This window comes from Onishia taeanensis, from assembly GCF_900100755.1.
In the GTDB taxonomy this organism is placed as follows: Bacteria; Pseudomonadota; Gammaproteobacteria; order Pseudomonadales; family Halomonadaceae; genus Onishia; species Onishia taeanensis.
The window spans coordinates 72386-97253 of sequence record NZ_FNCI01000012.1 but is presented as its reverse complement, the minus strand read 5'-3'; the positions used below and the strand labels follow the sequence as shown (position 1 = coordinate 97253).

General features: G+C 58.6%; 29 protein-coding genes. 17 read left to right on the top strand and 12 right to left on the bottom strand.

Translation table 11 applies throughout. The annotated features are described in order from the left end of the window. Positions 1-336 precede the first annotated feature (336 nt). From BLR71_RS13755 to BLR71_RS13700, 13 genes are all read left to right on the top strand, one after another. Positions 337-786, top strand: coding sequence for a MerR family transcriptional regulator (locus tag BLR71_RS13755; protein ID WP_092527523.1), 450 nt, complete (start codon positions 337-339; stop codon positions 784-786). A gap of 90 nt (positions 787-876) precedes the next feature. After that, positions 877-2592, top strand: coding sequence for an AMP-binding protein (locus BLR71_RS13750; protein ID WP_092527520.1), 1716 nt, complete (start codon positions 877-879; stop codon positions 2590-2592). 716 nt (positions 2593-3308) lie between these two features. Beyond that, on the top strand, positions 3309-4010 hold the full coding sequence (locus BLR71_RS13745; protein WP_092527517.1) for a hypothetical protein: 702 nt from the start codon (positions 3309-3311) through the stop codon (positions 4008-4010). A gap of 72 nt (positions 4011-4082) precedes the next feature. Beyond that, on the top strand, positions 4083-4481 hold the full coding sequence (locus BLR71_RS13740) for a DUF6228 family protein (RefSeq protein ID WP_092527514.1): 399 nt from the start codon (positions 4083-4085) through the stop codon (positions 4479-4481). Positions 4482-4558: 77 nt separating this feature from the next. Continuing rightward, a protein-coding gene (locus BLR71_RS13735; RefSeq protein WP_092527511.1) for an IS3 family transposase occupies positions 4559-5739 on the top strand; the annotation gives its coding sequence in 2 pieces (ribosomal slippage) (positions 4559-4855 and positions 4858-5739; 1179 coding nt in all). Positions 5740-5850: 111 nt separating this feature from the next. Continuing rightward, positions 5851-6090 (top strand): hypothetical protein, encoded by a 240-nt coding sequence (locus BLR71_RS17500; RefSeq protein ID WP_139172638.1) that lies wholly within the window; start codon positions 5851-5853, stop codon positions 6088-6090. Between the two features lie 30 nt (positions 6091-6120). Continuing rightward, on the top strand, positions 6121-6525 hold the full coding sequence (locus BLR71_RS13730) for a hypothetical protein (RefSeq protein ID WP_092527508.1): 405 nt from the start codon (positions 6121-6123) through the stop codon (positions 6523-6525). Positions 6526-6622: 97 nt separating this feature from the next. After that, positions 6623-7474 (top strand): nucleoside 2-deoxyribosyltransferase, encoded by an 852-nt coding sequence (locus BLR71_RS17760; protein ID WP_217629332.1) that lies wholly within the window; start codon positions 6623-6625, stop codon positions 7472-7474. A gap of 97 nt (positions 7475-7571) precedes the next feature. Continuing rightward, the gene (locus tag BLR71_RS13720; protein WP_092527505.1) at positions 7572-7973 is read left to right on the top strand and encodes a GFA family protein; all 402 of its coding nucleotides are present in this window, start codon (positions 7572-7574) and stop codon (positions 7971-7973) included. A 105-nt stretch (positions 7974-8078) separates the two neighbouring features. After that, positions 8079-8567 (top strand): DUF4336 domain-containing protein, encoded by a 489-nt coding sequence (locus tag BLR71_RS13715; protein WP_245696468.1) that lies wholly within the window; start codon positions 8079-8081, stop codon positions 8565-8567. A gap of 284 nt (positions 8568-8851) precedes the next feature. Beyond that, positions 8852-9238 (top strand): tautomerase family protein, encoded by a 387-nt coding sequence (locus BLR71_RS13710; protein ID WP_092527502.1) that lies wholly within the window; start codon positions 8852-8854, stop codon positions 9236-9238. Between the two features lie 108 nt (positions 9239-9346). Beyond that, positions 9347-10090: an aspartate/glutamate racemase family protein gene (locus BLR71_RS13705; protein ID WP_092527499.1), complete on the top strand. Its 744-nt coding sequence runs from the start codon at positions 9347-9349 to the stop codon at positions 10088-10090. Positions 10091-10132: 42 nt separating this feature from the next. Then, positions 10133-10591: an HIT family protein gene (locus BLR71_RS13700; protein WP_092527496.1), complete on the top strand. Its 459-nt coding sequence runs from the start codon at positions 10133-10135 to the stop codon at positions 10589-10591. A 100-nt stretch (positions 10592-10691) separates the two neighbouring features. On the opposite strand, the gene BLR71_RS13695 is transcribed toward BLR71_RS13700, so the two are convergent. After that, on the bottom strand, positions 10692-11618 hold the full coding sequence (locus BLR71_RS13695; RefSeq protein WP_092527493.1) for a LysR substrate-binding domain-containing protein: 927 nt from the start codon (positions 11616-11618) through the stop codon (positions 10692-10694). Between the two features lie 100 nt (positions 11619-11718). Between BLR71_RS13695 and BLR71_RS13690 the strand changes: the two genes are divergently transcribed. Then, on the top strand, positions 11719-12576 hold the full coding sequence (locus tag BLR71_RS13690; protein ID WP_092527489.1) for a PhzF family phenazine biosynthesis protein: 858 nt from the start codon (positions 11719-11721) through the stop codon (positions 12574-12576). A gap of 79 nt (positions 12577-12655) precedes the next feature. Here BLR71_RS13690 and BLR71_RS13685 read toward each other — a convergent pair whose 3' ends face one another. The 5 genes from BLR71_RS13685 to BLR71_RS13665 all read right to left on the bottom strand — a co-directional run bounded on the left by BLR71_RS13685 (position 12656) and on the right by BLR71_RS13665 (position 16324). Continuing rightward, positions 12656-13390, bottom strand: a complete 735-nt coding sequence (locus tag BLR71_RS13685) for an S-methyl-5'-thioinosine phosphorylase (RefSeq protein ID WP_092527486.1) — start codon at positions 13388-13390, stop codon at positions 12656-12658. Between the two features lie 49 nt (positions 13391-13439). Further along, on the bottom strand, positions 13440-14018 hold the full coding sequence (locus BLR71_RS13680) for a hypoxanthine-guanine phosphoribosyltransferase (protein ID WP_092527484.1): 579 nt from the start codon (positions 14016-14018) through the stop codon (positions 13440-13442). 4 nt (positions 14019-14022) lie between these two features. Beyond that, positions 14023-15066, bottom strand: a complete 1044-nt coding sequence (nagZ, locus tag BLR71_RS13675; protein ID WP_092527482.1) for a beta-N-acetylhexosaminidase — start codon at positions 15064-15066, stop codon at positions 14023-14025. A 67-nt stretch (positions 15067-15133) separates the two neighbouring features. Next, the gene (locus BLR71_RS13670; protein ID WP_092527480.1) at positions 15134-15652 is read right to left on the bottom strand and encodes a L,D-transpeptidase; all 519 of its coding nucleotides are present in this window, start codon (positions 15650-15652) and stop codon (positions 15134-15136) included. A 3-nt stretch (positions 15653-15655) separates the two neighbouring features. Then, positions 15656-16324, bottom strand: a complete 669-nt coding sequence (locus BLR71_RS13665) for a TetR/AcrR family transcriptional regulator (protein WP_092527577.1) — start codon at positions 16322-16324, stop codon at positions 15656-15658. Between the two features lie 329 nt (positions 16325-16653). Here BLR71_RS13665 and lexA point away from each other — a divergent pair, with 329 nt between their 5' ends. Both lexA and dinB read left to right on the top strand, forming a co-directional pair. Then, positions 16654-17325 carry a transcriptional repressor LexA gene (gene lexA / locus BLR71_RS13660; protein WP_092527478.1) on the top strand — a complete coding sequence of 224 codons (672 nt, stop codon included), beginning with the start codon at positions 16654-16656 and terminating at the stop codon, positions 17323-17325. A gap of 36 nt (positions 17326-17361) precedes the next feature. Next, entirely contained in the window at positions 17362-18429 is a 1068-nt protein-coding gene (gene dinB, locus BLR71_RS13655; protein ID WP_092527476.1) for a DNA polymerase IV, read from the top strand. Here dinB and BLR71_RS13650 read toward each other — a convergent pair. Both BLR71_RS13650 and purU read right to left on the bottom strand, forming a co-directional pair. Continuing rightward, positions 18426-19010: a TMEM165/GDT1 family protein gene (locus BLR71_RS13650; protein ID WP_092527474.1), complete on the bottom strand. Its 585-nt coding sequence runs from the start codon at positions 19008-19010 to the stop codon at positions 18426-18428. The genes dinB and BLR71_RS13650 overlap by 4 nt on opposite strands. Positions 19011-19343: 333 nt before the next feature. After that, positions 19344-20198 (bottom strand): formyltetrahydrofolate deformylase, encoded by an 855-nt coding sequence (gene purU / locus BLR71_RS13645; protein ID WP_092527472.1) that lies wholly within the window; start codon positions 20196-20198, stop codon positions 19344-19346. Between the two features lie 265 nt (positions 20199-20463). On the opposite strand from purU, the gene BLR71_RS13640 reads away from it, so the two are divergent. Then, positions 20464-22071: a ribonuclease J gene (locus tag BLR71_RS13640; protein WP_092527470.1), complete on the top strand. Its 1608-nt coding sequence runs from the start codon at positions 20464-20466 to the stop codon at positions 22069-22071. A gap of 74 nt (positions 22072-22145) precedes the next feature. On the opposite strand, the gene BLR71_RS13635 is transcribed toward BLR71_RS13640, so the two are convergent. The 4 genes from BLR71_RS13635 to moaC form a co-directional block, all read right to left on the bottom strand. After that, complete coding sequence (locus BLR71_RS13635) at positions 22146-22430, bottom strand: H-NS family histone-like protein (protein ID WP_092527468.1); 285 nt, start codon at positions 22428-22430, stop codon at positions 22146-22148. A gap of 166 nt (positions 22431-22596) precedes the next feature. Next, on the bottom strand, positions 22597-23586 hold the full coding sequence (gene moaA / locus BLR71_RS13630) for a GTP 3',8-cyclase MoaA (protein ID WP_092527466.1): 990 nt from the start codon (positions 23584-23586) through the stop codon (positions 22597-22599). Next, positions 23574-24035, bottom strand: coding sequence for a molybdopterin synthase catalytic subunit MoaE (moaE, locus tag BLR71_RS13625; protein ID WP_092527464.1), 462 nt, complete (start codon positions 24033-24035; stop codon positions 23574-23576). The genes moaA and moaE overlap by 13 nt, the downstream gene beginning before the upstream one ends. Positions 24036-24037: 2 nt before the next feature. Continuing rightward, positions 24038-24835, bottom strand: a complete 798-nt coding sequence (gene moaC / locus BLR71_RS13620) for a cyclic pyranopterin monophosphate synthase MoaC (RefSeq protein WP_092527462.1) — start codon at positions 24833-24835, stop codon at positions 24038-24040. Positions 24836-24868 lie beyond the last annotated feature (33 nt).

Below are 24868 nucleotides of genomic sequence, written 5' to 3'. Positions count from 1 at the left end.
CGCCTGAGGCAGCAAGGCGTTAAGCACTGGGCGTTAACGTCAGGCGCCTTAAAGGCAGTCGGTACTTACATCGGCCCGGCCATAACGCTTTCCTTGGCAAGAATGACAGCAAGAATGGCGGGGGGCCGCGGCCTCGCCGGGCAATGCCACCAACCTAGCATTTGCTTGGTCGGGCGCAAGCCACCCCTTGGTCTAAGGCCAACAGCAATATATTCCCTTTACGTTAACGTCAAGCATAACTAATCTGGGAGAGTCGAAGCGCCACGGCGTTCATGCGATCATTCCGGCACCGACCCATGCATCGCAACAGCATCGCTAACGCCAAGGAACGCCACTATGTCCAAACCCAGCCAGACCGAGTCACAGGCAACCCCGGCCAATGGCGCCGCGGGAACCGTGAAGCGCAAGCGAACCTTCGCGATCGGTGAGCTGGCCGAGATGTTCGAGGTAACGCCCCGCACCATCCGCTTCTATGAGCAGGAGGGATTGCTGTCGCCTGAGCGCCAGGGGCAACGACGCATCTATCACGACAAGGACCGGGTGCGCCTGAAGCTGACGCTGCGCGGCAAGCGGCTTGGCTTCACGCTCGCCGAGATTCGCGAGGTCGTCGAGCTCTACGATGCCATGCCCGGCGGCAACACCCGCCAGCTTCATCGCATGCTCGAAATTCTCGCCGAGAAACGGGCCGATATGGAGCAGCGCCTCGAGGATATCCGCCTGATGCAGCACGAGCTCGATGACGTCGAGACCCGCTGCCGAGCGGTGCTGGAGCGGCTGGAACCTTGAGCCAAGCCTAGGCCTGGCATACCAGCAAAACGCGCCCCGTGGCGGGCGCAGCGCTCCGGTTCTAAAAGCACAATAACCATAGGAGCCAGCATGACACGCCAACGCCTCACCCCGGATTCGCCCACCACCCCGCCTGTAGCAAGCTATGTCAGTGGCACCAGCGACACGCCCCTCAAGGGCCAGACCATTGGCGACTGTTTCGATGCTACCGTCGCGCGGGTGCCCGACCGCGATGCCCTGCTAAGCCTGCACCAGGGGCTGCGCTATAGCTGGCGGGAACTGCAGGCCGAAGTCGACAAGGCCGCCCGTGCCCTGCTCGCCGCCGGTGTTGTCCAGGGTGAGCGCGTCGGTATCTGGGCGCCCAACCGGGCCGAATGGACCATCACCCAGTTCGCCACCGCCAAGATCGGCGCGATTCTAGTCAACCTGAACCCGAGCTATCGCACTCACGAACTGGAATATGCCCTCACACAGTCCGCCACCGCGACCCTGATTCTGCAGGGGCGCTTCAAGGCCTCGAACTACGTGCAGATGATCGCCGAGCTGGCCCCGGAGCTCGCCGAGGCGCAAGAAGGCGGCCTGAACTGCCCTCACCTGCCGGCGCTCAAGCGAGTGGTCTGTCTCGATAGCGCCGATGCCCTGCCCGGCATGCTCACCTGGCAAGGCCTACTGGAAGGCGCCGAAACGGTCAGCCCGGCTCGGCTCGCCGAGGTTCAGGGGGCACTGCAGTTCGATGAACCGATCAATATTCAGTACACCTCCGGCACCACCGGCGCGCCCAAGGGGGCGACGCTTTCTCATCACAACATTCTCAATAACGGCTTCTTCGTCGCCCGCGCCATGGGCTTCTCGGAGCGCGACCGGCTGGTGATTCCGGTGCCGCTCTATCACTGCTTCGGCATGGTGATGGGCAACCTGGGCTGCATGACGCACGGCGCGACCATGATCTACCCCGGCGACGGCTTCGACGCCGAAGCAACACTCACCGCCGTGGAAAACGAGCGCGCCACCGCCCTCTTCGGCGTACCGACCATGTTTATCGCCGAACTGGAGCACCCGCGCTTTGCCGAGTTCGACCTTTCCACGCTGCGCACCGGCATCATGGCCGGCTCCATCTGCCCCATCGAAGTGATGCGCCAGGTGATCGACAAGATGCACATGGAAGGCGTAACCATCTGCTATGGCATGACCGAGACCAGCCCGGTCAGCTTCCAGACCCTTACCGATGCCCCGCTAGAGAAGCGCGTGACCACCGTGGGCACCATTCACCCCCACCTGGAGGTCAAGCTGGTCGACCCGGCCAACGGTGCCGTGGTGCCCAGAGGCGAGCGCGGCGAACTTTGTACCCGCGGCTATAGCGTGATGCTCGGCTACTGGGACAACCCCGAAGCTACCGCCAAATCCATCGATGCCAGCCGCTGGATGCACACCGGCGACCTCGCCACCATGGACGAAGATGGCTACGTGGCCATTGTCGGGCGCATCAAGGACATGATCATCCGCGGCGGCGAGAACATCTATCCCCGCGAGATCGAAGACTTCCTCTACACCCACCCCGCTATCTCGGATGTACAGGTGATCGGCGTACCCGATGAAAAGTACGGCGAAGAAGTGATGGCCTGGGTCAAGCTCACCGAGGGCGAAGAGCTGGATGAACAAGGCCTGAGAGACTTCTGCCAGGGGAAGATCGCCCACTTCAAGATTCCCCGCTACGTGAAATTCGTCGACGCCTTCCCGATGACCGTTACCGGCAAGATCCAGAAGTTCAAGATGCGCGAAGAAGCCACCCACGAACTGGGCCTGTAACGCCGCTTCCTATTGGGCGACAGGCACAACTCCTGCTAGCCGCAAGGCCTCAATCACACCCCGAAAGCTGAGCCCCAGCTTTCGGGGTGTTTTCATTTGATACGAGTTAACAACTACACGAGCGTCCGCATATCGCACCTAGTGATGCTTTTTACTCGCAGCCTTTTGCATCCAACGCCACCAATCAATAAGCTGACTGTTCACGGTCAGTAACAGCCCATCAATGACCGACAGCATCGCACCAGGGAAAGGACTACTGCATGGATGGCAGGACGCCATCACGATATGCCCAAGTAGGGGCGGTAGCGTGCCTGCCCCCTGCAGCTCTAGCCAACCCACAAACCATACGAGCAATAGCTGCGGCACGTCAGATGCATGACCGCCCCACCTGATCTATCGCAGGCATCGGTATGCATTGCGCGCGCATGCGGCCACCTCGAACCATGGATGCCCAGCATTATTGGATCTGGCAAAACGCGCAGGCGCGCGCATGCGGCCACCTCGAACCATGGATGCCCAGCATTATTGGATCTGGCAAAACGCGCAGGCGCGCGAATTCTACATAGGTAGCCGAAAAATTCTTAGAATTCTTTACGATCAATGGGTTAGGCTGGGAGCGGCGCGCTCGTTTATTGACTTGAACGAGCGCGCGCGTTCAAGTCAATAAACGAGCGCGCAGTCTAATCACTGTTAGCAAATAATACAGGAGTGCAATTTTGGAAAATTGGGAGACCTGGATTTCGATAGTTTCTCTAATCGGAAGTATTGCCTCATTGGTGCTGGCTGTGATCGCTATTTGGATCACTTTGCATATTAAGCGAGAGACTGATCGAGTATCTGAGCGAACTATTGACGTCTTAACCGAAGTGAAATCCGATGCTAAATCTGTTGCTCAAGTCGCGATGCCTGAGCTCAGGGCCTACGGAGATTCAATGAGGCGATTTATCCTCAGCAGCAATAATGCAAATGCTGAAAACAGCCAAGACGAATCGGGTTTTTTTGAAAAGCTTGAGGAGGTAGAGGCTAGGTTAAAAGGTCTGGAAAGCGAAAATGATATCTCTAAGTTAAAGGCAGAGCTTAAAGATGTTTCTTCGGCCATTGCGGACTCCGAGTTGGACTTTTTGAAAGAAGCCTCTCACCGAAAGAAGCGAAATCGAGTGGGGGTTCGGATATCATTTCCCTCTAATAGTGCAATTGAAACCTCTTCTCCCAACGAGTCATGGCAAGAACTATTAAAGCATGCGATGGCTTTTGGGGCGACGAAGGTCAATCGAGACGAGTATGGAAAGAAGTGGGTGCTCATAAACAAGGCATCAGGAAAAATAATTCCGAAGAAGTTCATTACTGACGAAACTGCTGATTTTTCAGATGTCGGATTAACCATCGGTGATGAACTAACTTGGTCTGACTTGGAATAGATTTGCTAACAAATCGCGTCACTCGGACGCACTAAAGTGCGCCGATGCGCTTTGGCGTTAGCTGGGGAAAGGATGCAAGAGTTTCGAGTTCAATCATCAGAAACTGAAGCTGAATTGCTTTTTTTCGGCGTAAATGGCGATAACTTCTCGGTGGCGTTCTCGTCGGGCACTGTTAATTGCCAAAGGGAGGTATGGGCCTATACCGACGCCCATGGACTCGCTGATCTATTCGAATGGATGGCGTCGCAAAGTAAACCCTGGAACACACTGGAAGGCTGGGAATCGATTGAGGGTGAATTCAAGCTGTACGCCAGTTGCAACGTGCGCGGGAACATTACCTTTGACCTTGAGATGAACCATTTGGGTTGCGCTGAAGAATGGCGGGTGCAAACTCAGCTCAAGTCTGAGTTTGGCCAACTTCCTGGCCTTGCCAAAAAGGCCAGAGCATTCTTTGGGCCATCGCCCAGCTAACAAGTCACGGAAGACGGACGTGGAGTTCCCCCACTTCAGTGGACACGCATCGATAACTCCGCACAAGGAGAAAAACGATGCCAAAGATGATCACAGGGAAGAAGACCCAGCGCTATAGCACTGAGTTCAAAGTGAAGGCGGTGGAATGGAGCCACCAGGCCCACCGGAGCGTCAAAGCTGTGGCCGAAGCACTGGATATTCACCCTTTCATGCTGTCACGCTGGCGGAAGGAATATCGAGAGGGAAAGTTCGCCATGAAACGTGTCAAGAAAGCCCCAGCTGAGGCCAAACAGAAGATCCAGGAGCAGGATGAGGTTACTCGCCTGAAACGCCGGATATCGGAGCTTCAGGAGGAAAACGACATCCTAAAAAAGTTTCAACGTTTTCAGGCCGAGGAACGACGGAAGCGTTCCGGTTCGTCTGGAAACACCGAGGGGAACACGGAGTAAAAGCGCTGTGTCGCCACCTGAACATCTCGCGGTCTGGTTACTATGCCTGGGCAAACCGGAAGCCTAGTCAGAGAGCCTCAGAGAATGCCGAGTTACTGTCGAAAGTCCGTAAGGTCTACAACGACAGCAAGGGTCGTTATGGCAGCCCCAGGGTTTATCAGACCCTGCGCCGTTACGGTCTGGTTGTGGGAGAGAACCGGGTGGCCAGACTGATGCGGGAATGGGGTATGAAAGCCCGTGTGGCGCGAGTCTATCGCCGCATGACGAAACGTCGTGATGACTTGAAGGCTCTGCCAAATTACCGGCTCGACGCCGAGAAGCCGGATGCCGTTAACCAGCATTGGAGCAGCGATGTCACCTACATCAAACTAGGCAAGAGATACGTGTTCCTGGCGGTCGTTCTGGACCTGTTCTCACGACGGATCATCAGTTGGCGGCTGGGAGAGAGCCTGAGCGCAGACTTCGCCAGAGCGACACTGAGGGAGGCTTTTACAAGCCGGCAACCGGCTTCAGATCTGCTGTTCCATACGGACCGTGGTATCGAATATCGGGCGCACAAAACCCAGGCACTACTGAAACAGCACCGGGTACGCCACAGCATGAACCGGCCGGGGCAGTGTACCGACAATGCCGAAGTGGAGTCCTTCTTCAAAACGCTGAAGGGGGAGTTGCTGCACGCCACCAGCTTCGTGACGTTGAGACAATTGCGGAAACACATCAAGCACTATATTGAAGGCTTCTATAATAGCTGCCGGCTGCACAGTGGCCTTGGTTACCGGACTCCGCTAGAGTTCGAGGGAGTCGGTTGATGGGGCGTGTCCATTTTTTGGGGGAAGTCCAATAAATTACTAGCTGCGCTACTAATTTACCGGTGAGCAAGGCGTTATATGGACAACCTCGGTGAAAATGGAGAATGTTAAGTGCCAACTGAAAATGTAATCCAAAAAAGTGCCGCACTGCGGGGAAAAGGTAAATTTGACGACGCAATCGAGCTGATCGAGCGCAGCATCCATAATATTGATCCCGATACTAAAGTTATCGCTTGGCTTGAAGCTTTTCGAGCTGCCAAAGAAAAAGGCGATCAAGCTCTAACAAGAAAGTACGCTGAGTTAGTTGCGTCTGAGGAACCAGATATGCCTTCTATTCAAGATTATTTGTGAACATACACTTCATGGGAGGAAGAGCCAGCCATGAATAATAGGTTCGCGGTCTCGCTGCATGATGTTGACCCTTGGAGGCCAACAGATGAGGAGCGTCAAGAAGAAGTCGTGAAACGGCTAATGGATGAATGCGAAATGTTGGGCGAGTCAAAGCCCAGCATCATGACTTTTGGGTTTCGTACTAATAGCTCGACTGCACAAATCGCGAACGATTTGGTCTCTGGCCTATCTATTCCAGCACTAATTAGCTCTGCTGGATATGTCTTAAAGCACCTTGCACCATTAATCATCGAGTACCTGAAAACACGCCCCCAGAAAGAGGTCACGATAGACTACAAAGGGCATCGGGTAACGGTGAGAGGCGGTGGTGACGTTGCCAAAGAGCTGCAGAACTTGATTCGAAAAATTGATGAGACAGAGTCCGGTGGAGACTAACAGGTATATAACCAAGCCGTGCACCGGATGCCAAAACCTGCGCTTCGGTTCGGTTTCAGCACCGGTGACGGCAGGCGTTATACAATAAGGAGAAACCATGAAAGAAGACGATATTTTTGCTTTCGTTCTTATGCCCTTTCATGGCGAATTTGATGATATTTATCGTCTTGGGATTAAGGAAACTGCTAGTGCCCTTGGCATAAAAGCTGAACGAGTTGACGAGCAGATATTTACAGAGGGCATGCTTGATAGGATCTATCGACAAATCGAAGTCTCAGACATCGTGATAGCTGATATGTCGGAGCAAAATGCCAATGTTTTTTATGAAGTAGGCTATGCACACGGAAGAGAAAAGCTTTGCATCTTGCTGACAAAAGATGCGAAGGACATTCCTTTCGATCTAAAGCACTACAGGCACGTTGTGTATGAAGATTCTATCTCTAAATTGAGAGAAGCGCTAACTGATGAGCTTGCATGGGCAAAATCACAGATCGAGGCTGCAAGGAACAGTCGTGTAAAGGTAAGCTTGAGCAGTGCCTTTGGCAACCTTGAAAAGACAAAATATTCGGCGAAGGGAATAATTGATTTCAAGATAGATTTGCACAATGAGTCTGGGGTAACTTCCTCTGAAATTGAGGCTGTATATTTCTATTCGTCAGATGGATGGGAGCTAAAGCAAGACGGGAAGGAATGTCCTAGCACCAATTCTGATGTGCCAGATTTTTCAAAAAGACATTTTATTTCCTGCCCAATAAGAAAGCTTCACAAAAATTCTTGGGCACAACTCAAATTCTCCGCGACGAAATATCTGGCATTTTCGCGTGAGGGTGAGGAGTTAAAGGATAGTTATCGTGTAGCGGGACGGTCCGTTTTGAGGTTGGTCACCCAAGATGGGAACTTTGACTACGACCTTTCGATCGACGCGGAATGCGATGAAATCCCATTCTGATTGTATAACCAGTGCGTCGATGGGACCGATTTTTTCCGCTGCCTCTCCAAAAACTGGCCCGGTACGCCAGCGCTAGCTATCAAGAAGAGAAGTTTTCATGAGTTTAAAAGGAAGTTGTCTGTGCGGTGGTATCCGCTATGAGATCGATGGCGAGCTTAGCCCTGCCATGTTCTGCCACTGCAGCAAATGTCGGAAGTCTAATGGCTCCGCCTTTGCATTAAATGCACCAGTTAAATCTTCCGACTTCAACTTGTTGACTGGAGATCATCTTCTACGAAGTTATACTTCATCAGAGGATGCCAAGCGCTTTTTCTGTGAGAGCTGCGGTTCGCCAATATACAGTCAGCGTATATCAATGCCAGAAATTATAAGGCTTCGAGTAGGAAGCTTGGACGATGACACCGCGATAGAAAAGGCAAGCCATATTTTTGTGTCGAGTAAAGCCGTATGGGATGATATCAATGATGACCTACCTCAGTATGCAGAGCGCCCCGCATAAAAAAGCTAGCCACCCGAAGGAACGGCGACACCTTTCCTACCACTTCTCGCTTTAATTTAAAAAGCCGTGAATATTGTCAGGACCATGTGGGCCGGAGAAGGAAGAATGAAGAAAATTGCCGAGAACATCTGGATATTTGATGGTGAGGCAGTCAAGTTCTATTCGTTGCCATACACGACTCGGATGACGGTTATTGCACTCTCCAACGGCGACCTATGGGTACATAGCCCCATCAAACTAGAGCCTGCTTTACAAGCCAAGGTCGAAGCACTTGGGCGGGTGAAGTACATCATTGCCCCAAACCGCCTCCATCACCTGTTTATTGAAGAATGGCAGCAAGCTTATCCAGAAGCCTTAGCGTATGGCACTGAAGAAGTGATCAATAAACGAAATGACCTATCTTTCGACGGCACTCTCGATAATGCAATGGCCTTACCTTGGGAGAAGGAAATAGATCAATTTCTAGTCACCGGCTCTCGGGCTATGCAGGAGTGCGTTTTCTTTCATAAACCGTCAAGTGTTCTGATAGTAACGGACCTCATAGAAAACTTCTCCACCAATGCCTTCCCCTTCTTCAAAAGACAAGTAGCTTGATTCTCCGGCATATTAGCCCCAATGGAAAAACACCTATTGATTGGCGTTACAGCTTCTATCTTAACAAGAGTGAAATACGACGCCACATTGAAACGATCCTTAGCTGGAAGCCCGAAAAAATCATCTTAGCCCACGGGTTAATCATTGAAGAAAATGCCGAAGACTTCCTCAGAAAGTCTTTCAACTGGCTACACCTTCCGAGAAAAAACACCTAACTCGCCAGTATTCATGGTCTTGGCAACACTACGCCATCGTTTAATGCATTACACACTGCAGGAGACATCGTGATCGTCATCTATGGAATCAAAGAGCACCTAAACCCGGTTAAGGCCCAGCTTTCTGAGGTCATTCATGGCTGCATGCAGTCAGTTCTCGGCATGCCCGAAGACAAGCGGGCTCATCGTTTCATCCCGATGGATGCAGAGGATTTCTACTATCCGGGTGGTAGAACGCCTGCTTACACGGCGATTGAAATCAACATGATGCAGGGGCGTCATCCTGAGACGCAGAAGGCGCTGATCAAGGCGCTATTCAGCGAGATAGAGTCCAAGGTGGGCATTTCGCCCGTGGACATTGAGATCACGATAAAGGAGCAGCCGGGTCACTGCTGGGGCTTCCGGGGTATGACAGGCGATGAGGCGCGAGACCTGAAATACTCCGTCAAGGTGTGATCATTTTAAAAAAATATATTTTTCCTACTCGCTAAACTGCGTAGCACTACCGTTGTAAGCACGTAATTCACCAAACAAAACTTTATCCTCGAAAGTGCAGTGGGGCATATGAAGAAGATTGGAATGCTAGGTGGCGTTGGCTGGCCTTCAACAGCTGAATACTACAGAACCATTTGCAGGATTAGTCAATCGTACTGGGATTCACAAGGGCACGCCAGGCCCTTGCCTACTCCCGAGATAGCGATTGAATCCTTGAACATGAGCTTTGCAGTTAACAACCGAGGTAACGAGCAACCGGGGTCCTGGGATTCATGGGACCATTATTATCAAAACGCCATGGAATCGCTTGAATCTGCTGGTGCAGAGCTATTGATCGTATCAAGCATTACACCTCACGCTCGTATTTCAGAAATTTCTAAAACTGTGAGCGTGCCTGTCCTGAGCGCCTACCATGCAATAGGGACGTACTGTTTGGATAACGGTTTCAATGAACTCCTCATATTAGGCACCTTGCCAACGATGTCCACCTCATCGTTTGTCGACGGCGTCTCGCGTTATGGGATAAAAGCTTCTTATCCCGAACCCCAAGCGCTTCGGGATCGGGTTGGTAGCGTGATAGAAAGCCTGTACCTCAATCAGACCCAAGGTGCATCTGCAGCTATAGTCGATATTGTTCAGGAGTGCATCCCTGCTGAAAACCTAGCTAATGTTGCAGTTTGCCTCGGTTGCACTGAGTTACCTATGGCGTTTGGTGCTCAGGCGGATAACCCGATGTTTAAACAGAGTGGAATTTCGTTCCTCAACAGCACGGTAATTCATGCGCAATCAGCCTTCGATGCCTGCCTGACCTAAACATCACCAAATAAGCGCAACCGTTTTAAAATGGAAGCAATCATGAGTTGCATTTTTTGCGATATCGTAAGCGGCAAGGCTCCAAGCCATAAGATATGGGAAGATGAAGAGCACTTGGCCTTTCTTTCCATCTTCCCCAATACGCCGGGGTTCTCGGTCGTCATCCCGAAACGTCATGCCTCTAGCTACTTGTTCGCTCAAGATGATGACATCGTGGCCTCTTTGGTATTGGCTTCTAAAAAAGTGGCTTTATTGCTAGACGAAGCCTTGGATGGTGTCGCACGGACAGGAATGATGTTCGAAGGCTATGGAGTCGACCATTTACATGCGAAGCTATTCCCTATGCATGGCACCGGAAAGACAGCAGAATTCCAGCCGATAGCTTCTCGCGTAGACAAGTACTTTGACCGCTATGAGGGCTATATTTCGTCTCACGACTATAAGCGGGAAGATGACGAGGCGCTTGCGGCCTTGGCAGAGAGAATTCTGCGGTTAGCTTGATCGCTGCAAGGCAAAGTTGAACGGCCCGTCCCATTAGTGGAAACATTTTGAGTGCGCCATTCCCCGCCTCAGGCAACGCCCTCAGCACAAGCTTGGCTCACTAGGCTTCTGGCTGACGAATCGCCGCCTTCATCGCCTGACGCAGGTCGCGCAGTGCCTCTTCTAACCAGTCACGAAAGGCGACGACTCGAGGGGCATCCGCCGCCCCGGGCAGGCTGACCAGATAGTAGCTGAACTCCGTGCGCCGCCAGGGGCGCAAGGCAATGACCTCACCATGATCGATCGCCTCTTGGGCCACCGAAAGGCGTGACAGACACAACCCCAGCCCATTACAGCAGGCGGCGAGCGCCAATCCGCTGTCCGAGACCTTGAGTCGTCGCAACTGCTGCGGCGCATGCAGCCCCGCCTCGCGCCACCATGGATGCCAGTGGCTCCAGGGTTCCGTGGGCAAGGCGCTATCGTCCTCAATGAAGCAGGCGTGTCGCCAGTCTTCGTACTCCCCATCACCATGAGCGGGAGCCAGTACCGTAATGGCTTCGTCAAGCAGGGGCACGACACTCAGGCCAGGATAGTCTCCAGTGCCAAACCGAATCGCGACATCGACCTTGCCAGCGCGGAGATTGGCCATCCGGTTGTCGCCAATCAACGTGAGATTCAGCCCCGGGTGGCGGCGCAGCAGTTCGCTTACCCGCAGCATCAGGGCATGTTGCAGGAAAGCCTGGGGCGAAGACACCCGAAGCGGGCCGTCGACACTCGGCTGACTCAGCTCGCGAGTAGCGCGATCGATGAGGGTGAAGGCTTCGGCGATGCGTTCCTGATAGCGCACGCCAGCCTCGGTGAGCACCACCCCACGCGCCTTTCGCTCGAAAAGCCGCAGGCCCAGGCTATCCTCCAACGCCTTGATGCGATGGCTGACGGCGGCGGCGGTCACATGCAGCTCACCGGCGGCCGCACTGAAGCTGCCATGACGCGCCGCCGCTTCGAAGGCGTGAAGGGTGGGCAAGGGTAACCGAGAGGAAGACGACATGACTTACCCCAGTTAAGCCTATGGATTAGGAACGATACGTTGTTGTTATTCATCTTAGGTCAATAATACCGGTCATCACCCCTCGATCAGGAGCACTGACATGACTGGCACGCTCTACCGTTTATCTGCTTTCACCCATAACCCCAAGGGCGGCAACCCGGCCGGCGTCTGGGTCGGCGACGCCCTGCCCGATGCGGAAACCATGCGCAGTATTGCCGCCGAGGTGGGCTATTCCGAAACGGCCTTCCTCGGCCCCGTGCATAACGGCGTGCGCACGGTGCGCTACTACAGCCCCGAGGCCGAGGTCAGCTTCTGTGGCCATGCCACCATCGCCGCCGGTGTGGTGCTGGGTCAGCTCGATGGCGCAGGCACCTATCGGCTCTCCACGGCAGTCGGCGAGGTGCCGGTTGCCGTGGAGCAGATCGACAGCGACTGGCGCGCCTCGCTGGTCTCGGTGGTGCCAGAGCACCGGACTGCCGCCCCCACCCTGGTCGAGGCGGCACTGGCGAGCCTTGGCTGGCAGGCGGATGAGCTGGACCCGACCCTGCCGCCGGCAGTGGCCTATGCCGGCGCCTGGCATCTGGTGCTGGCGACTGCCTCCAAGGCGCGACTCGATGCCCTGTCCTATGACTTCGCGTCACTCAAGGCTCTGATGCTAGAAGAGAATCTCACCACGCTTCAGTTGGTGTGGCAGGAGTCGTCGACACGCTTTCATGTGCGCGATCCGTTTCCGGTCGGTGGCGTGGTAGAAGATCCGGCTACCGGAGCCGCGGCGGCGGCATTGGGGGGCTATTTGCGCGATGCGGGATTGATAGAGGCACCCGCAGAGTTGACGCTGCTTCAGGGCGAAGGAATGGGTCGGCCGAGTCGACTCGAGGTCACCATACCGGCCTTGGGAGGGATTGTGGTGTCAGGTACGGCGGTGTCGCTTCAGGAGCCTGTCGAGTATCTTTCCTGACCCCGAGCCCTTGAGGCCGCCACCTTGAGCCAGTCTCCAAAAAGAATGGACGCCCTATTATTGGGCGGACAGTTGATGCTTACCCGGCCTCGAGCAAGGTCCGCAACACTCGCTTGACCCGCTCGATGCCGCCGACCAGCGCGGCCTCGATCTCGGCCATGGTGATCTCGCGCTCGACTACACCGGGGGCGGGATTCACCACCAGCGCCAAACAGGCATAGGGAATTTCCAGCTCACGCGCCAGGGTGGCTTCGGGCATGCCGGTCATCCCGACCAGGCTGCAGCCGTCTCGCGCCATGCGGGCAATCTCGGCGGCAGTCTCGAGCCGCGGCCCTTGGGTGCAGCCATAGGTGCCGCCATCGTGCAGGGCCTCGCCGGCCGCCCTGCCCGCTTCCAACACGGCTTGGCGCAGGGCCTGGTCGTAGGGCCAGGAGAAGTCGATGTGCTTCAGGCTCTTGAAGCGGCCATCGAAGTAGGTCGATTCGCGCCCGCTGGTGTAATCGATCAACTGATCGGGCACCACCAGGGCCTCGGGGGCATGGACGGGGTCGATACCGCCCACAGCATTCACGCCGACGATGCGGCTAGCGCCGGCCTGTTTCAGCGCCCATAGATTGGCACGATAGTTGACCCGGTGCGGCGGCAGCTTGTGCGGGTGACCATGACGGGCCAGGAACAGCACTTCGTGCTCGCCAAGCTGGCCCTGCAGCACGCTACCGGAAGCCGACCCCAGCGGCGTCTCGGCGCTGTGGCGCTTGGTCACTTCCAGTCCCTGCATCTGAGTGAGGCCGGTGCCTCCGATGATCGCGAGCATGCTGCCCCTCCTCCTTGTCTATCCCGCCTCTGTCACCGCCGCGCCGAGCTTACATCCCCTGGGGCGCGAAGATCCCCGGCGCGTTGCGCCAGTAGCCCTTGTAGTCCATGCCGAAGCCGAACACGTAGCGGTCCTCGACATCCAGGCTGCAGTAGTCGGCCTTGAGGCCCGGCACGGCCTTGCGGTCGTGATGTTTGTCGACCAGCACGGCGGTAGAGATGCTGGCCGCACCCGCTTCCCGGCAGTAGGCCAGGATAGCCGCCAGCGTAGAGCCCTCGTCGAGGATGTCATCAACGATCACCACATGGCGACCCGCCATCGGCACCTCGGGCGAGACGCGCCAGAACAGCTCGCCGCCGCGGGTGCCGCCGCGATAGCGAGTGGCGTGCAGGTAATCGACCTCCAGCGGGAAGCCGAGCCGGGTCAGCAGGTGGCCGGTGGTGATCAGGCCTCCGTTCATCACGCAGTAGAACACCGGCAGCTTGTCACCGAGATCGGCAGTGATCCTTTCGGCCATCTGGTCCAGCGCCCGCTCGACCGCCTCCTGGGAGATCAGGCAGTCGGCGTTGTCCATGATGTCGCGCATGGCGGCCAGGGACGCGTCGGCGGAAGAAGCTTGTTGAGTCATGAGGTCACGAGTCGGTTGGGAGTGAAGAAGAAGGTTCGCCATTGGCCAGGGCTTCCAGCCGGGCATGGATGCGGCGCCAGCGCGACAGCGCCGGCAGGTTCTCGAGGCTTGGCCGGGCACGCCCATAGCGAAGCTTGGCCTGACGCTTGCTGCCACGACCCGCACAGGCGTCTAGCGCTTCCAGCGCGGCGGCGCGGTCGTTGCACATCAGCACCATGTCACAGCCGGCATCCAGCGCTGCCACAGCGCGCTCGCCAGGGCCTCCGGCGACGTGGGCACCGGCCATCGATAGGTCGTCGGAGAAGATCGCCCCCTTGAAGCCGATCTCCTCACGCAGGAAACCCAGCCAACTGGGCGAGAAACAGGCCGGGCGGGCGTCGAAAGCGGAATAGACCACGTGCGCGGGCATTACGCCGCCGAGTCGCGTGGCCTGGTCGGCAAAGGGCACCAGGTCATGCTCACGCAGCTCCTTGAGCGGGCGCGGGTCGACGGGCAGTTCGAGGTGCGAGTCAGCGGCGACGCCGCCGTGCCCGGGGAAATGCTTGCCCACGGCGGCCATACCGGCCTCGTTGAGCCCAGCGATGAAGGCGCCGCCCAGGCGGCTGACCACCTCAGGGTCGTTCGAGAAGCTGCGATCGCCGATCACGGTGGACTCGCCACCGTCGACGTCGAGCACCGGGGCAAAGGTGACGTCCAGCCCGCAGGCGGCCATCTCCATGCCCAGCAGCCAGCCGGCATCCTGACAATGCTGCAATGCTGCCTGTGAGTTGGTCTCGAAGCCCTCGGCCAGGCGCGACATGGCCGGCAGCCGGGTGACGCCGCGGCGTAGCCGCTGCACGCGCCCACCTTCCTGATCGATGGCCAGCAACACGTCCGGTCGTACCGCGCGGATGGCGCTGCACAGGGTCTGAACCTGAGTGGCATCTTCGACGTTGCGGCCGAACAGAATCACTCCGCCCACTTCGGGGCGCAAAAGCAGATCGGCTTCTTCCGGCGTCAGCTGGGGACCCTCGAGATCCAACATCACTGAACCCAGCGGTTGCGTCATCTTGGTCTTCCTTGGCAATGAAGGAGGGGGATTCTAGAGCAATGTCTTGCCGGACAACAGGCACCGCTCAGTCATGCAGCCACACCGGCGTTCCGGGAATGGCCATGGCGAAGACCTCGAGCAAGGCCTCATCGCGCATTCGGATGCAGCCATGGGAAGCGGCCACCCCCATGGGCTCAATGGGCGGCGTGCCATGCAGATAAATGTAGCGACGCTGGGAGTCCAAGTCACCACCGCGGTTGTGGCCAGGCTCCAGGCCGCATAGCCAGAGGATGCGGGTGAGTATCCAATCGCGGGTGGGATGCGCGGCAGCAAGCTCCGGCGAATAGACTTCGCCGGTGGGCCGGCGGCCCCGGAAAACGCAGCCGAGCGGCTGGCCCTCACCGATGGCGGCGCGGACATAGTGCCAGCCAAGCGGCGTCTGCCCGCTGCCTTCGTGCTGGCCGTGACCGGCCAGACCGCTTGAGATTGCATACTCGGCGCGACGGGCAGCCCCCTGCCAGACTACCAGACGCTGCGTCGTGACATCGATGTCGAGCCAGATACCCTCCGCCGGCGGCAGGGCCTCGAGTCGTGGCGTCTGCATGCCCTACCCCGCAGCCTTGATGGATTCGGGGGCGCCCTCGGGCAACGGCGCCTGTAGCGCAGCCACGACCACCGGGCGCAGGCGGCGCACCAGATCGCGCACGCTGACATGCTCGTCGAAATCCTTCTCGGCGATATCGCGCAGCGCATCGAGGCCGGAAAGCGTGAAGATCACCGTGCCGAGCACGAAGTGCAGGCGCCAGAAACGCTCGGCGTCCGGCAGCTCGGGCGTTGCCTGACGCACCAGATCGGTGAAGCGAGTGAAGACGCTGCCGTAGTGCTCCTGAATATAGCGACGCAGGTGGCCCTGAGCCTGGCTGTAGGCAAGGCCCAGCAACTTCATGAACACCTTCAAGCTGTTACGTTCGGCAGGTACTTCCAGCACCGAACGCGCCATGGTCTCGAGCAGCACCTCGAGGGGAATGGTTTGCCCCTGGTAATCCTGCTCCAGCGCATCCAGCGCGGCGTGAAAGCGCTCGGTGAAGGGGTCCAGGTAGCGGGCGAAGACGGCCTGGATCAGCGACTTCTTGGAACCGAAATGGTAGTTCACCGCCGCCAGATTGACCTTGGCCTTGCTGGTAATGGTCCGCAGGGAGGTCTCGGCAAAGCCTCGCTCGGCGAACAGCACCTCTGCGGTATCGAGAATCCGCGTCACAGTATCGGTCTGGGCCATGCTCATGCCTCGTCACCTGTCACCAATAAACGAATGTTTAAAACAGTGCCTGATTCTATGTCGTGAATCAGAATGTCACAACGACGCCGAAAATCCATCTTGGCCCTCGAGGTGCACCCTGTTGGCGCGGCCAGTCCTGGCAAATAGAGCGCTGCAGAAGAAAGGTAGCCGAGAAATACCGTTGAATAAGCCCGTTGAATACGACCCCAGAGAAAAGCTGAAGAGCAAGGCCGAGGGAGAACTGGCGAAAGAGGCTTGCCGTATTACTGGATGCAATCACATACTGTATACTTGACCAAACATTCTCAGTGACCACCGGCGGAGGCCGTATGACACGCCCCCTGACACCGCGCCAGCAGAACGTCTATGACTTTATCGTCAAGACCATGAGCGAGTTGGGCTACCCTCCGACCCGCGCCGAAATTGCCCGCGCCCTGGGCTTCCGCTCCCCCAATGCCGCCGAAGAACACCTGCGCGCCCTGGACAAGAAAGGCGCCATTCGCATGGTGCCCGGCACCTCCCGGGGCATTCGCCTGCCGGCGATGGAAGCCGAGGCAGCGGAAAGCGAGCCCAAGGCGGCCAATGCACCGGAGACAAGCGCTCAGGGGCTGCCGATCATCGGTGAAGTGGCCGCGGGCAGTCCGATCCTCGCCACCGCGCATATCGACCGCTATTGCCCGCTGCCGGCCGATTACTTCACGCCGCGTGCCGACTACCTGCTGCGGGTGCGCGGGCTGTCGATGAAGGATATCGGCATTCTCGAGGGCGACCTGCTGGCCGTGCACCGCACCGAGCGCATCCGCGACGGTCAGATCGTGGTGGCACGCATCGAAGACGAGGTCACGGTGAAGCGTTTCAAACGCCAGGGCCATACCGTCTGGCTGATGGCCGAGAACGAGGAATTCGCGCCCATCGAGATCGACCTGCGTCATCAGGCGCTGGAAATCGAAGGGGTCGGTGTCGGCGTGATTCGGGGCGGCAACGGTCAGGCCCTGCACTGATACGCCCGCTTCCACGCCACTGACGGAACGACAGACATGGCCGGCACGCCAAGAAAGATCCTGCATGCCGACTGCGACTGTTTCTATGCCGCGGTCGAGATGCGCGACAACCCTGCCCTGCGAGACGTACCGATTGCCGTCGGGGGTGGGGTCGACCAGCGCGGGGTCATTGCCACCTGCAATTATCCCGCGCGCGCCTTTGGTGTTCGCTCGGCCATGCCCACCGCTCGTGCCCTGCGTCTGTGTCCGGATCTTGTTCTGGTGCGCGGAGACTTCGAGCGCTACCGGGAGGTCTCACGCCAGATCCAGGCGATCTTCCACGAGCTGACCCCGCTGGTAGAACCGCTCTCCCTCGATGAAGCCTTCCTGGATGTCAGCGACGTCGAGCATTTCCAAGGCAGCGCCACCTGGATGGCGCACTGGCTGAAGGCCGAGGCCTTGAAGCGCACCGGCATTACAATCTCGGTGGGCGTGGCGCCTTCGAAGTTTCTGGCCAAGATCGCCAGCGACTGGGAAAAGCCCGACGGCCTGACCGTCATCACCCCGGATGAGGTCGATGCCTTCATCACCGCCCTGCCGGTGAATTGCCTCCACGGGGTCGGCCCAGCCACCGCCGCCAAGCTGGAGGCGATGGGTATCGCCACCTGCGAGGATCTGCGCACCTGGCCCATCGAGACACTGCTCGAACGCTTCGGCAAGTTCGGCAAACGGCTCTTCGAGCTCGCCCGCGGCATCGACGAACGCGAGGTACGCACCCACCGCGAGCGCAAGTCGATCAGCGTCGAGACGACCTTTCACCACGACCTCCCTGATCTAGCGGCCTGCCAAGACGCCCTGCTGCCGCTGATCGAGCGCCTCGCCGGCCGGATCGAACGCCACGGCCAACCACCGCTGGACAAGCTGTTCATCAAGGTGCGCTTCAGCGACTTCACCCTAACGAGCCTCGAATGCCCAAGCGCCACCCCTAGCCCGGCGCTTTTCCAGCGCCTGCTCGAACAGGCCTGGTCACGAGCGGCCCAGCCGGTGCGCCTGCTGGGCGTGGGGGTGCGCCTGGTATCCGCCGATGCCCGCCGCCAGCTATCGCTGTTCGAGTCCGACGCCTAGCCCAGCAGCCACTGCCAGGCCTTGGCCTCGACCAGTACCACCCATAGCCCGAGCAGGATGAACACCGAGCAGGCCAGCACGTGAATGGCGCGCATCGGCAGGCGTTCGCAGAACCGCGCCCCCAGCCACAGTACCGGCGCATTGGCGGCGAGCATGCCGAGAGTGGTGCCCAGCGTTACCAGCAACACGTCTTCGAAGCGGGCCGCCAGCAGCACGGTGGCAATCTGGGTCTTGTCGCCGATCTCGGCGAGAAAGAACAGCACGAAGCTGGTGAGGAACACGCCATGGCCAGGCGCACCGACCCCAAGGTCGTCGTCATCGTCAGGCTTGAGCAACCACAGTCCCATGCCGATAAAGGCCAGGCCTACCAGGGCCGTCATCAAGCGCGGGTCGATCAGGTCGACCAATGTGGCGCCAAACCAGGCAGACACGCCGTGATTGATCAGGGTAGCGGCCACAATGGCCCAGAAGATCGGCCAGGGGCGAGCGAAGCGCGCCACCAGTAACAAGGTGAGCAGCTGGGTCTTGTCGCCGATTTCAGCAAGGCCGATAGCCAGGCCGGAAGTGATGAGTGCGTCCAATGAATGATTCCCCCGGGCCGGCCAAAAAGACGATACAGAACACGATGTGCCGCCGGCCCCGGAAGCACACCATGTTCTGAGTCTCGTTTGACCTCTGGGCTAGCCGGTATCCAGTACCGGGGCCCGGGTCGTCGATGCCATGGTCGTGGCGACCAAATTTGTTGACATCGACCATTCTCGGTCGCTTCTAACGCGTGTCGCAGGCAGCTTGCGGCTTTTTAAGCAGAGCCGCCGGACACGCCGAAGGAAGGCGGTTGGAAAGTAACTACTCCCCCAAAACGCTGGCGATGATAGCGACTTATAAGAGACTTGCCAAGTTCTCGCGGGCGGCGATCAGGCGAAGACGACGGTCTTGTTGCCGTGAATCAGCACGCGGTCCTGCAAGTGCCAGCGCAGGCCGCGGGCCAGCACGCCCTTCTCGACGTCACGGCCGAAGCGCACCAGATCATTGGCGGTATGGCAGTGGCTGACGCGCTGGATGTCCTGCTCGATGATCGGGCCGGCGTCCAGCTCCTCGGTCACGTAGTGGCAGGTCGCGCCGATCAGCTTGACCCCGCGCTCATAGGCCTGGTGATAGGGCCGTGCGCCGGCGAAGGAAGGCAGGAAGCTGTGATGGATGTTGATCACCCGTCCGGCATAGCGCTCGCACAGCGCCGGCGGCAGGATCTGCATGTAGCGCGCCAGCACCACGGTATCCGCCTGGGCCTCTTCGACCAGACGTTCCACCTCGGCGAAGGCCGCGGCCTTGTCGCTGGGATCGACGGGCACGTGATGGAAAGGAATGCCATGCCATTCGACCAGCGAGCGTAAGTCGTCGTGGTTGGAAATCACGCAGGGAATCTCGCAGTCCAGCTCGCCTGCGGTAAAGCGATACAGCAGATCAACCAGGCAATGGGATTCCTTGGACACCATCATGGCAACCCGCTGGGGGCGGCGGGTGTCGGTCAGCTTCCACTGCATCTCGAATTCGTCGGCGATCGGTGCAAAAGCCTCGCGAAAGCCTTCTGCGTCCAACGGCAGCGATTCCGCCACCACTTCATAGCGCATGAAGAAGCGGCCGCTGGTCAGGTCGGAGTGCTGGTTGGCTTCGGTGATCGAACCGCCCTGGCCGGCGATGAAGTTGGAAACACGCGCCACGATTCCGACACGATCAGGGCAAGAGACCACCAGGCGATAGTAATGAGACATGGGTTGACCGTTAGTTAATAACCAGAAGAGAAAAACACAAAGATGACCGCTGGCAAGGCGCCAGGCTCGCCAGTGTATCGAATTCACCCGCCGCGAAACACTGTGTCCGCTGCGCCTCGCGTTGTCGCCAGCCTTGCCAGATGCGTATGATGAGGCGACTCATTGCTACATCGTGTCCGTCATGTCCCGACCTCGTGTCCAAATTCGTCCTCGCCGCCGTCCACCGCTGCACTTCCTGCCCTTAGGCGGGTGCGGCGAGATCGGCATGAACCTCAACCTCTACGGCTATGACGGACACTGGATTGCCGTGGACTGCGGCATGATGATTCGCCAGGACCTGCCCGATAGCCCCTTGCAGGTGCCCAACCTGACAACGCTTGGCACCCTCGATATTGCGCCCAAGGCGCTGATCATCACCCATGGTCACGAGGATCATATCGGCGCCGCCGCCTGGCTGTGGCCCCAGTGGGGCTGCCCGATTCATGCCACCCCGCTGGCGGCCGGCCTGCTGCGCGCCAAGTTCGCCGAGCGGGGCCTTGCCACCGATGCCATCCATGTCATCGATCCGGGCGAGGCCATGGAGACCGGCCCCTTCGGCCTGCGTTTCCTGCCGCTGACGCACTCGATCCCCGAGAGCTGCTCGCTGCTGATCACCACGCCCCAACAGCGCGTCTTGCATACCGGTGACTGGAAGTTAGACCCGGCACCGATGATCGGCAAGCCGGTCGATGAGGGCCTTTACCGGGCCTTGGCGCCGGTCGACCTAGTGGTCGGCGACTCCACCAATGCGCCCCTGCCCGGCCACTCCCGCAGCGAGCGCGACGTCGCCGAAGCATTAGAGCGCACCATCGCTGACTGCAGCGGTCGCGTGATCGTGTCCTGTTTCGCCAGCAACCTGGACCGGGTACTAGCCATCGGCCTGGCCGCCCAGCGCTGTGGGCGTCGTGTCAGCCTGATGGGTCGCTCCATGGAGCGCATGGTGGGGGTCGCTCGCGGGCTTGGCTATCTCGACGAACTTCCACCCCTGGTGCCGGTGCGAGACCTTGGCTACCTGCCTCCCGAGGAAGTCCTGGTGATCGCCACCGGCAGCCAGGGGGAGCCGCGGGCGGCACTCTCGCGTCTTGCACGCGGCCGCCACGGGGATTTCGAGCTAACGCCAGGCGATAGCGTGATCTTTTCCGCCAAGGCGATTCCGGGTAACGAGCGACTGATCGAGCGCTTGCAGCACGGCCTGCGTCAGCTCGGCGTCACGCTCTTCGAGGAACGCGAACATCCTGAGCTGCATGCCTCAGGGCACCCGGCTCAAGACGAACTAAACACGCTCTACGAATGGGTGAAGCCCCGCCACCTGCTGCCCGTGCACGGCGAGCATCGCCATCAGCAGGCGCACCGCGAACTGGCCGAAGCCCGGGGTATCGTGGCGCCACTGGTGCCGGTCAACGGCGACCTGATCCGCCTGGACGGTGACGGCCTGACTCGGGAATCGCGCCACCCCCAGCCGCCTTGCATCATCAGTCAAGAAGCGGTGACGCCGGTACCGGATCTCGATGATCCCAAGACGGGTCGTCGCGAGCGTCACGGCAGCCTCTTCCTGGCCCTGCCGGTCACGCCGGTGGATGACGGCTGGACGCGGATCGGTCGCCTGTTGCTCGACGTTTCCACATCGACGCCGCTCGACGAGGACGCCTTCGCCGACTGGCTGGATGATCGACTCGGCGAATTATCGGCCGATAACCTCGCCGAACTTCGGCGCCAGCTACAGCCCAGCCTGATGCACTATCTGGGCGAACGCCTGCGCCACCTTCCGGCGGTACATCTGCAACTGATGGCCGCAGAACCTCCCACCGAAGAGGCGCCCGCCAACACGTTCTGACGTGATGTGTGCCTCACGTCGGCCCTTGCATCAGCCCTGGCCGTGAACCATCACGCGACAGCCGATGATCAGGACTATTTGGCATCCTTGGGCGGACGGCCACGACGACGCTTGGGCTGCTCTGGCACCAGGTCATCCACGGAAAGCCCGGCGTCATTAATGGCTTCGCGAATTTCCGCGAGCTTTTGCTCCTTCATTCGCTCTTCCTGCTGACGCTCGCGCTCTTCTTCCTGCTTGTGTTCGATGACTTCGCCAATGACTTCAGCCAGTTTGTGAAGCTGTTCCATGCTCAACTGCCGTGCGGCTGCGCGCGCGACATTCTTGTTGCGGGCAATACGCTCAAGGGTTTCCGATGACATTGGCTTCTCCACGTGTCGGGTGCTAAAGAACCTTTAACTACTGAAAAGAAAAGTATATGCACAAGCCGTTACTTGGCAAGAAATTGCCGCCTCTTTATTCATAAAAAAACCGGCCCAGTGGGCCGGTTTTAATTAATAACGTTCTGGGTATGCCGCTAAAAAGAGTTCAGCCCCCGGTCATGTTCATGAAGCGAACCACCTGAACGTCACCATCGGTGGTGAAATAATGGCGCTCTGGCTTGAGCGGCATTGCCTCGATGATCCGGGCCTTGAGCGCCTCCATATCCCCGGGATATCGGCGCAGCACTTCGCGAAGATCGACGGAATGTTCGTTCCCCAGACACAGCAACAACCGCCCTTCCACCGTGACCCTGACGCGATTGCAGGAGGAGCAGAAATTATGGCTGTGCGGCGAGATAAAGCCGATGCGCGTCTCGCTGTCGGCCATGCGGAAATAACGCGAAGGGCCTGCGGTCGATTCAGCCGACGCCATCAGCGGATAGCGTGTCTCGATGAGCGCCTGCACTTCATCGCTCGAACAGAACGTCTCGGCCCGGGAATGATCGGAAACATCGCCCAGCGGCATCTCTTCGATGAAGCTGATATCGAGCCCCTCTTCGCGGGCAAACTCGACGAGATCCAGCACCTCATCATCGTTGCGCCCCTTGAGGATGACGGCGTTGAGCTTGATACGCTTGAAACCGGCGGCCTTGGCGGCACGAATGCCGGCTATCACTTTTTCCAGCTCGCCGGTTCTGGTGAGCTGACGAAAGCGCTGCGGGTCGAGAGAGTCGAGGCTGATATTGAGCCGCTCGAGCCCGCCTTCGCGCAGCACCCGGGCGTGCTTGTCGAGGCTGGCGCCATTGGTGGTCATGGCGAAATCCTTGAGCCCGGGCAGCGCGCCGATATCACCCACTAACTGGCCAATACCGCGCCTCACCAGAGGCTCGCCACCGGTCAACCGGATCTTCTCGACGCCTAGCTCGACGAAAGCGCGCGCGACCATTTCCAGCTCTTCCAGAGTCAGTACCTGGGCACGCGGCAGGAAGGTCATTTCTTCGCTCATACAGTAGACACAGCGAAAATCACAGCGGTCGGTGACGGAAATCCGCACGTAGCTGACGCGGCGACCGAAGTCATCGATCAATTGTTGCATGCTTCCTCCCAACGCGCGGCATCTTGATGATCGCTCGAGCGTTCTGCGACCCAATAGTTACCGCTCGCAGTGTGCTCCTTCTTCCAGAAGGGAGCGCGCGTTTTGAGATAATCCATGATGAAGTCGCAGGCTTCGAAGGCCGCCCGACGATGCGCACTGGCGACCACCACCAGCACGATGGGATCGCCAGGTGTCAGGCATCCCACCCGGTGAATAAGGCGCACCCCTTGCAGGGGCCAGCGACCACAGGCGTCTTCCACAATGGCTTCCAGGGCTTTTTCGGTCATGCCGGCATAATGTTCGAGCGTCAGCGCCGTCACTTCGGGGCGTTCGTTGAAGTCGCGCACCAAGCCGGTGAAGCTGACCACGGCGCCGATGTCGCTGCGCCCCTGCAACAGTGCCTGCTGCTCGACGCCTGCATCGAAGGCCTCCTGCTGCACCCGGATCATCGTCAACCTCCCGTTACCGGTGGGAAAAAGGCGACCTCATCGCCATCGGTCAGCGGGGTCTGATCCCCGCCCATCACCTGGTTGACCGCACAGAGAACGCGGCCTTCATTGAGCCCGGCGAAGCGCGGGTCCTTGGCCGTGAGCGCCGCCTTTAATCCGGCGATATCGGCACGTTCCAAGGCCTCGAAGGGAAGGTCGAGATCGCTGACCCCCAGACGTTCGCGCAGCTCAGCCAGGCACTTGATGTGAATGCAGGGGGCGGCGGTGTCCAATGCCAGCCCTGGATCGGCACGGCGCGAGGCACCGGTGACGATGGGCGATGACATGCCTTGGCGGCGATAGTCGCCTGACTTGCCCCCAGTCTTGCTTTCCAGGCGAATCTCGCCGATTTCCATGTCCTTATCGACGGCCTTGCACATGTCGTAGAGCGTCAAACAGGCCACCGAGACGGCCGTCAGCGCTTCCATTTCGACGCCGGTGCGGCCATTGAGCCGACAGGTGGCACTGACCTCGACGCTTGACGTGGGCTCATCGAGACGGAACTCGATCGCCACCTTGGACAGCGGCAGCGCATGGCAGAGCGGAATCAGATCGGGGGTACGCTTGGCCGCCTGAATGCCGGCGATGCGCGCCGTGGCCAGTACATCGCCCTTGGGCAATTCGCCGTCGGCCAAGAGCGCGAGCGTCTCAGGATGCATGCGAATGCGACCACTGGCAACGGCCTCTCGCCGGCTCTCGGCCTTGTCGGCCACGTCGACCATGTGGGCTTCGCCGCGGGCATTAAGGTGGGTCAGGCTCATACAGGATCACCCGCTGGTAAAATGAATCGGACA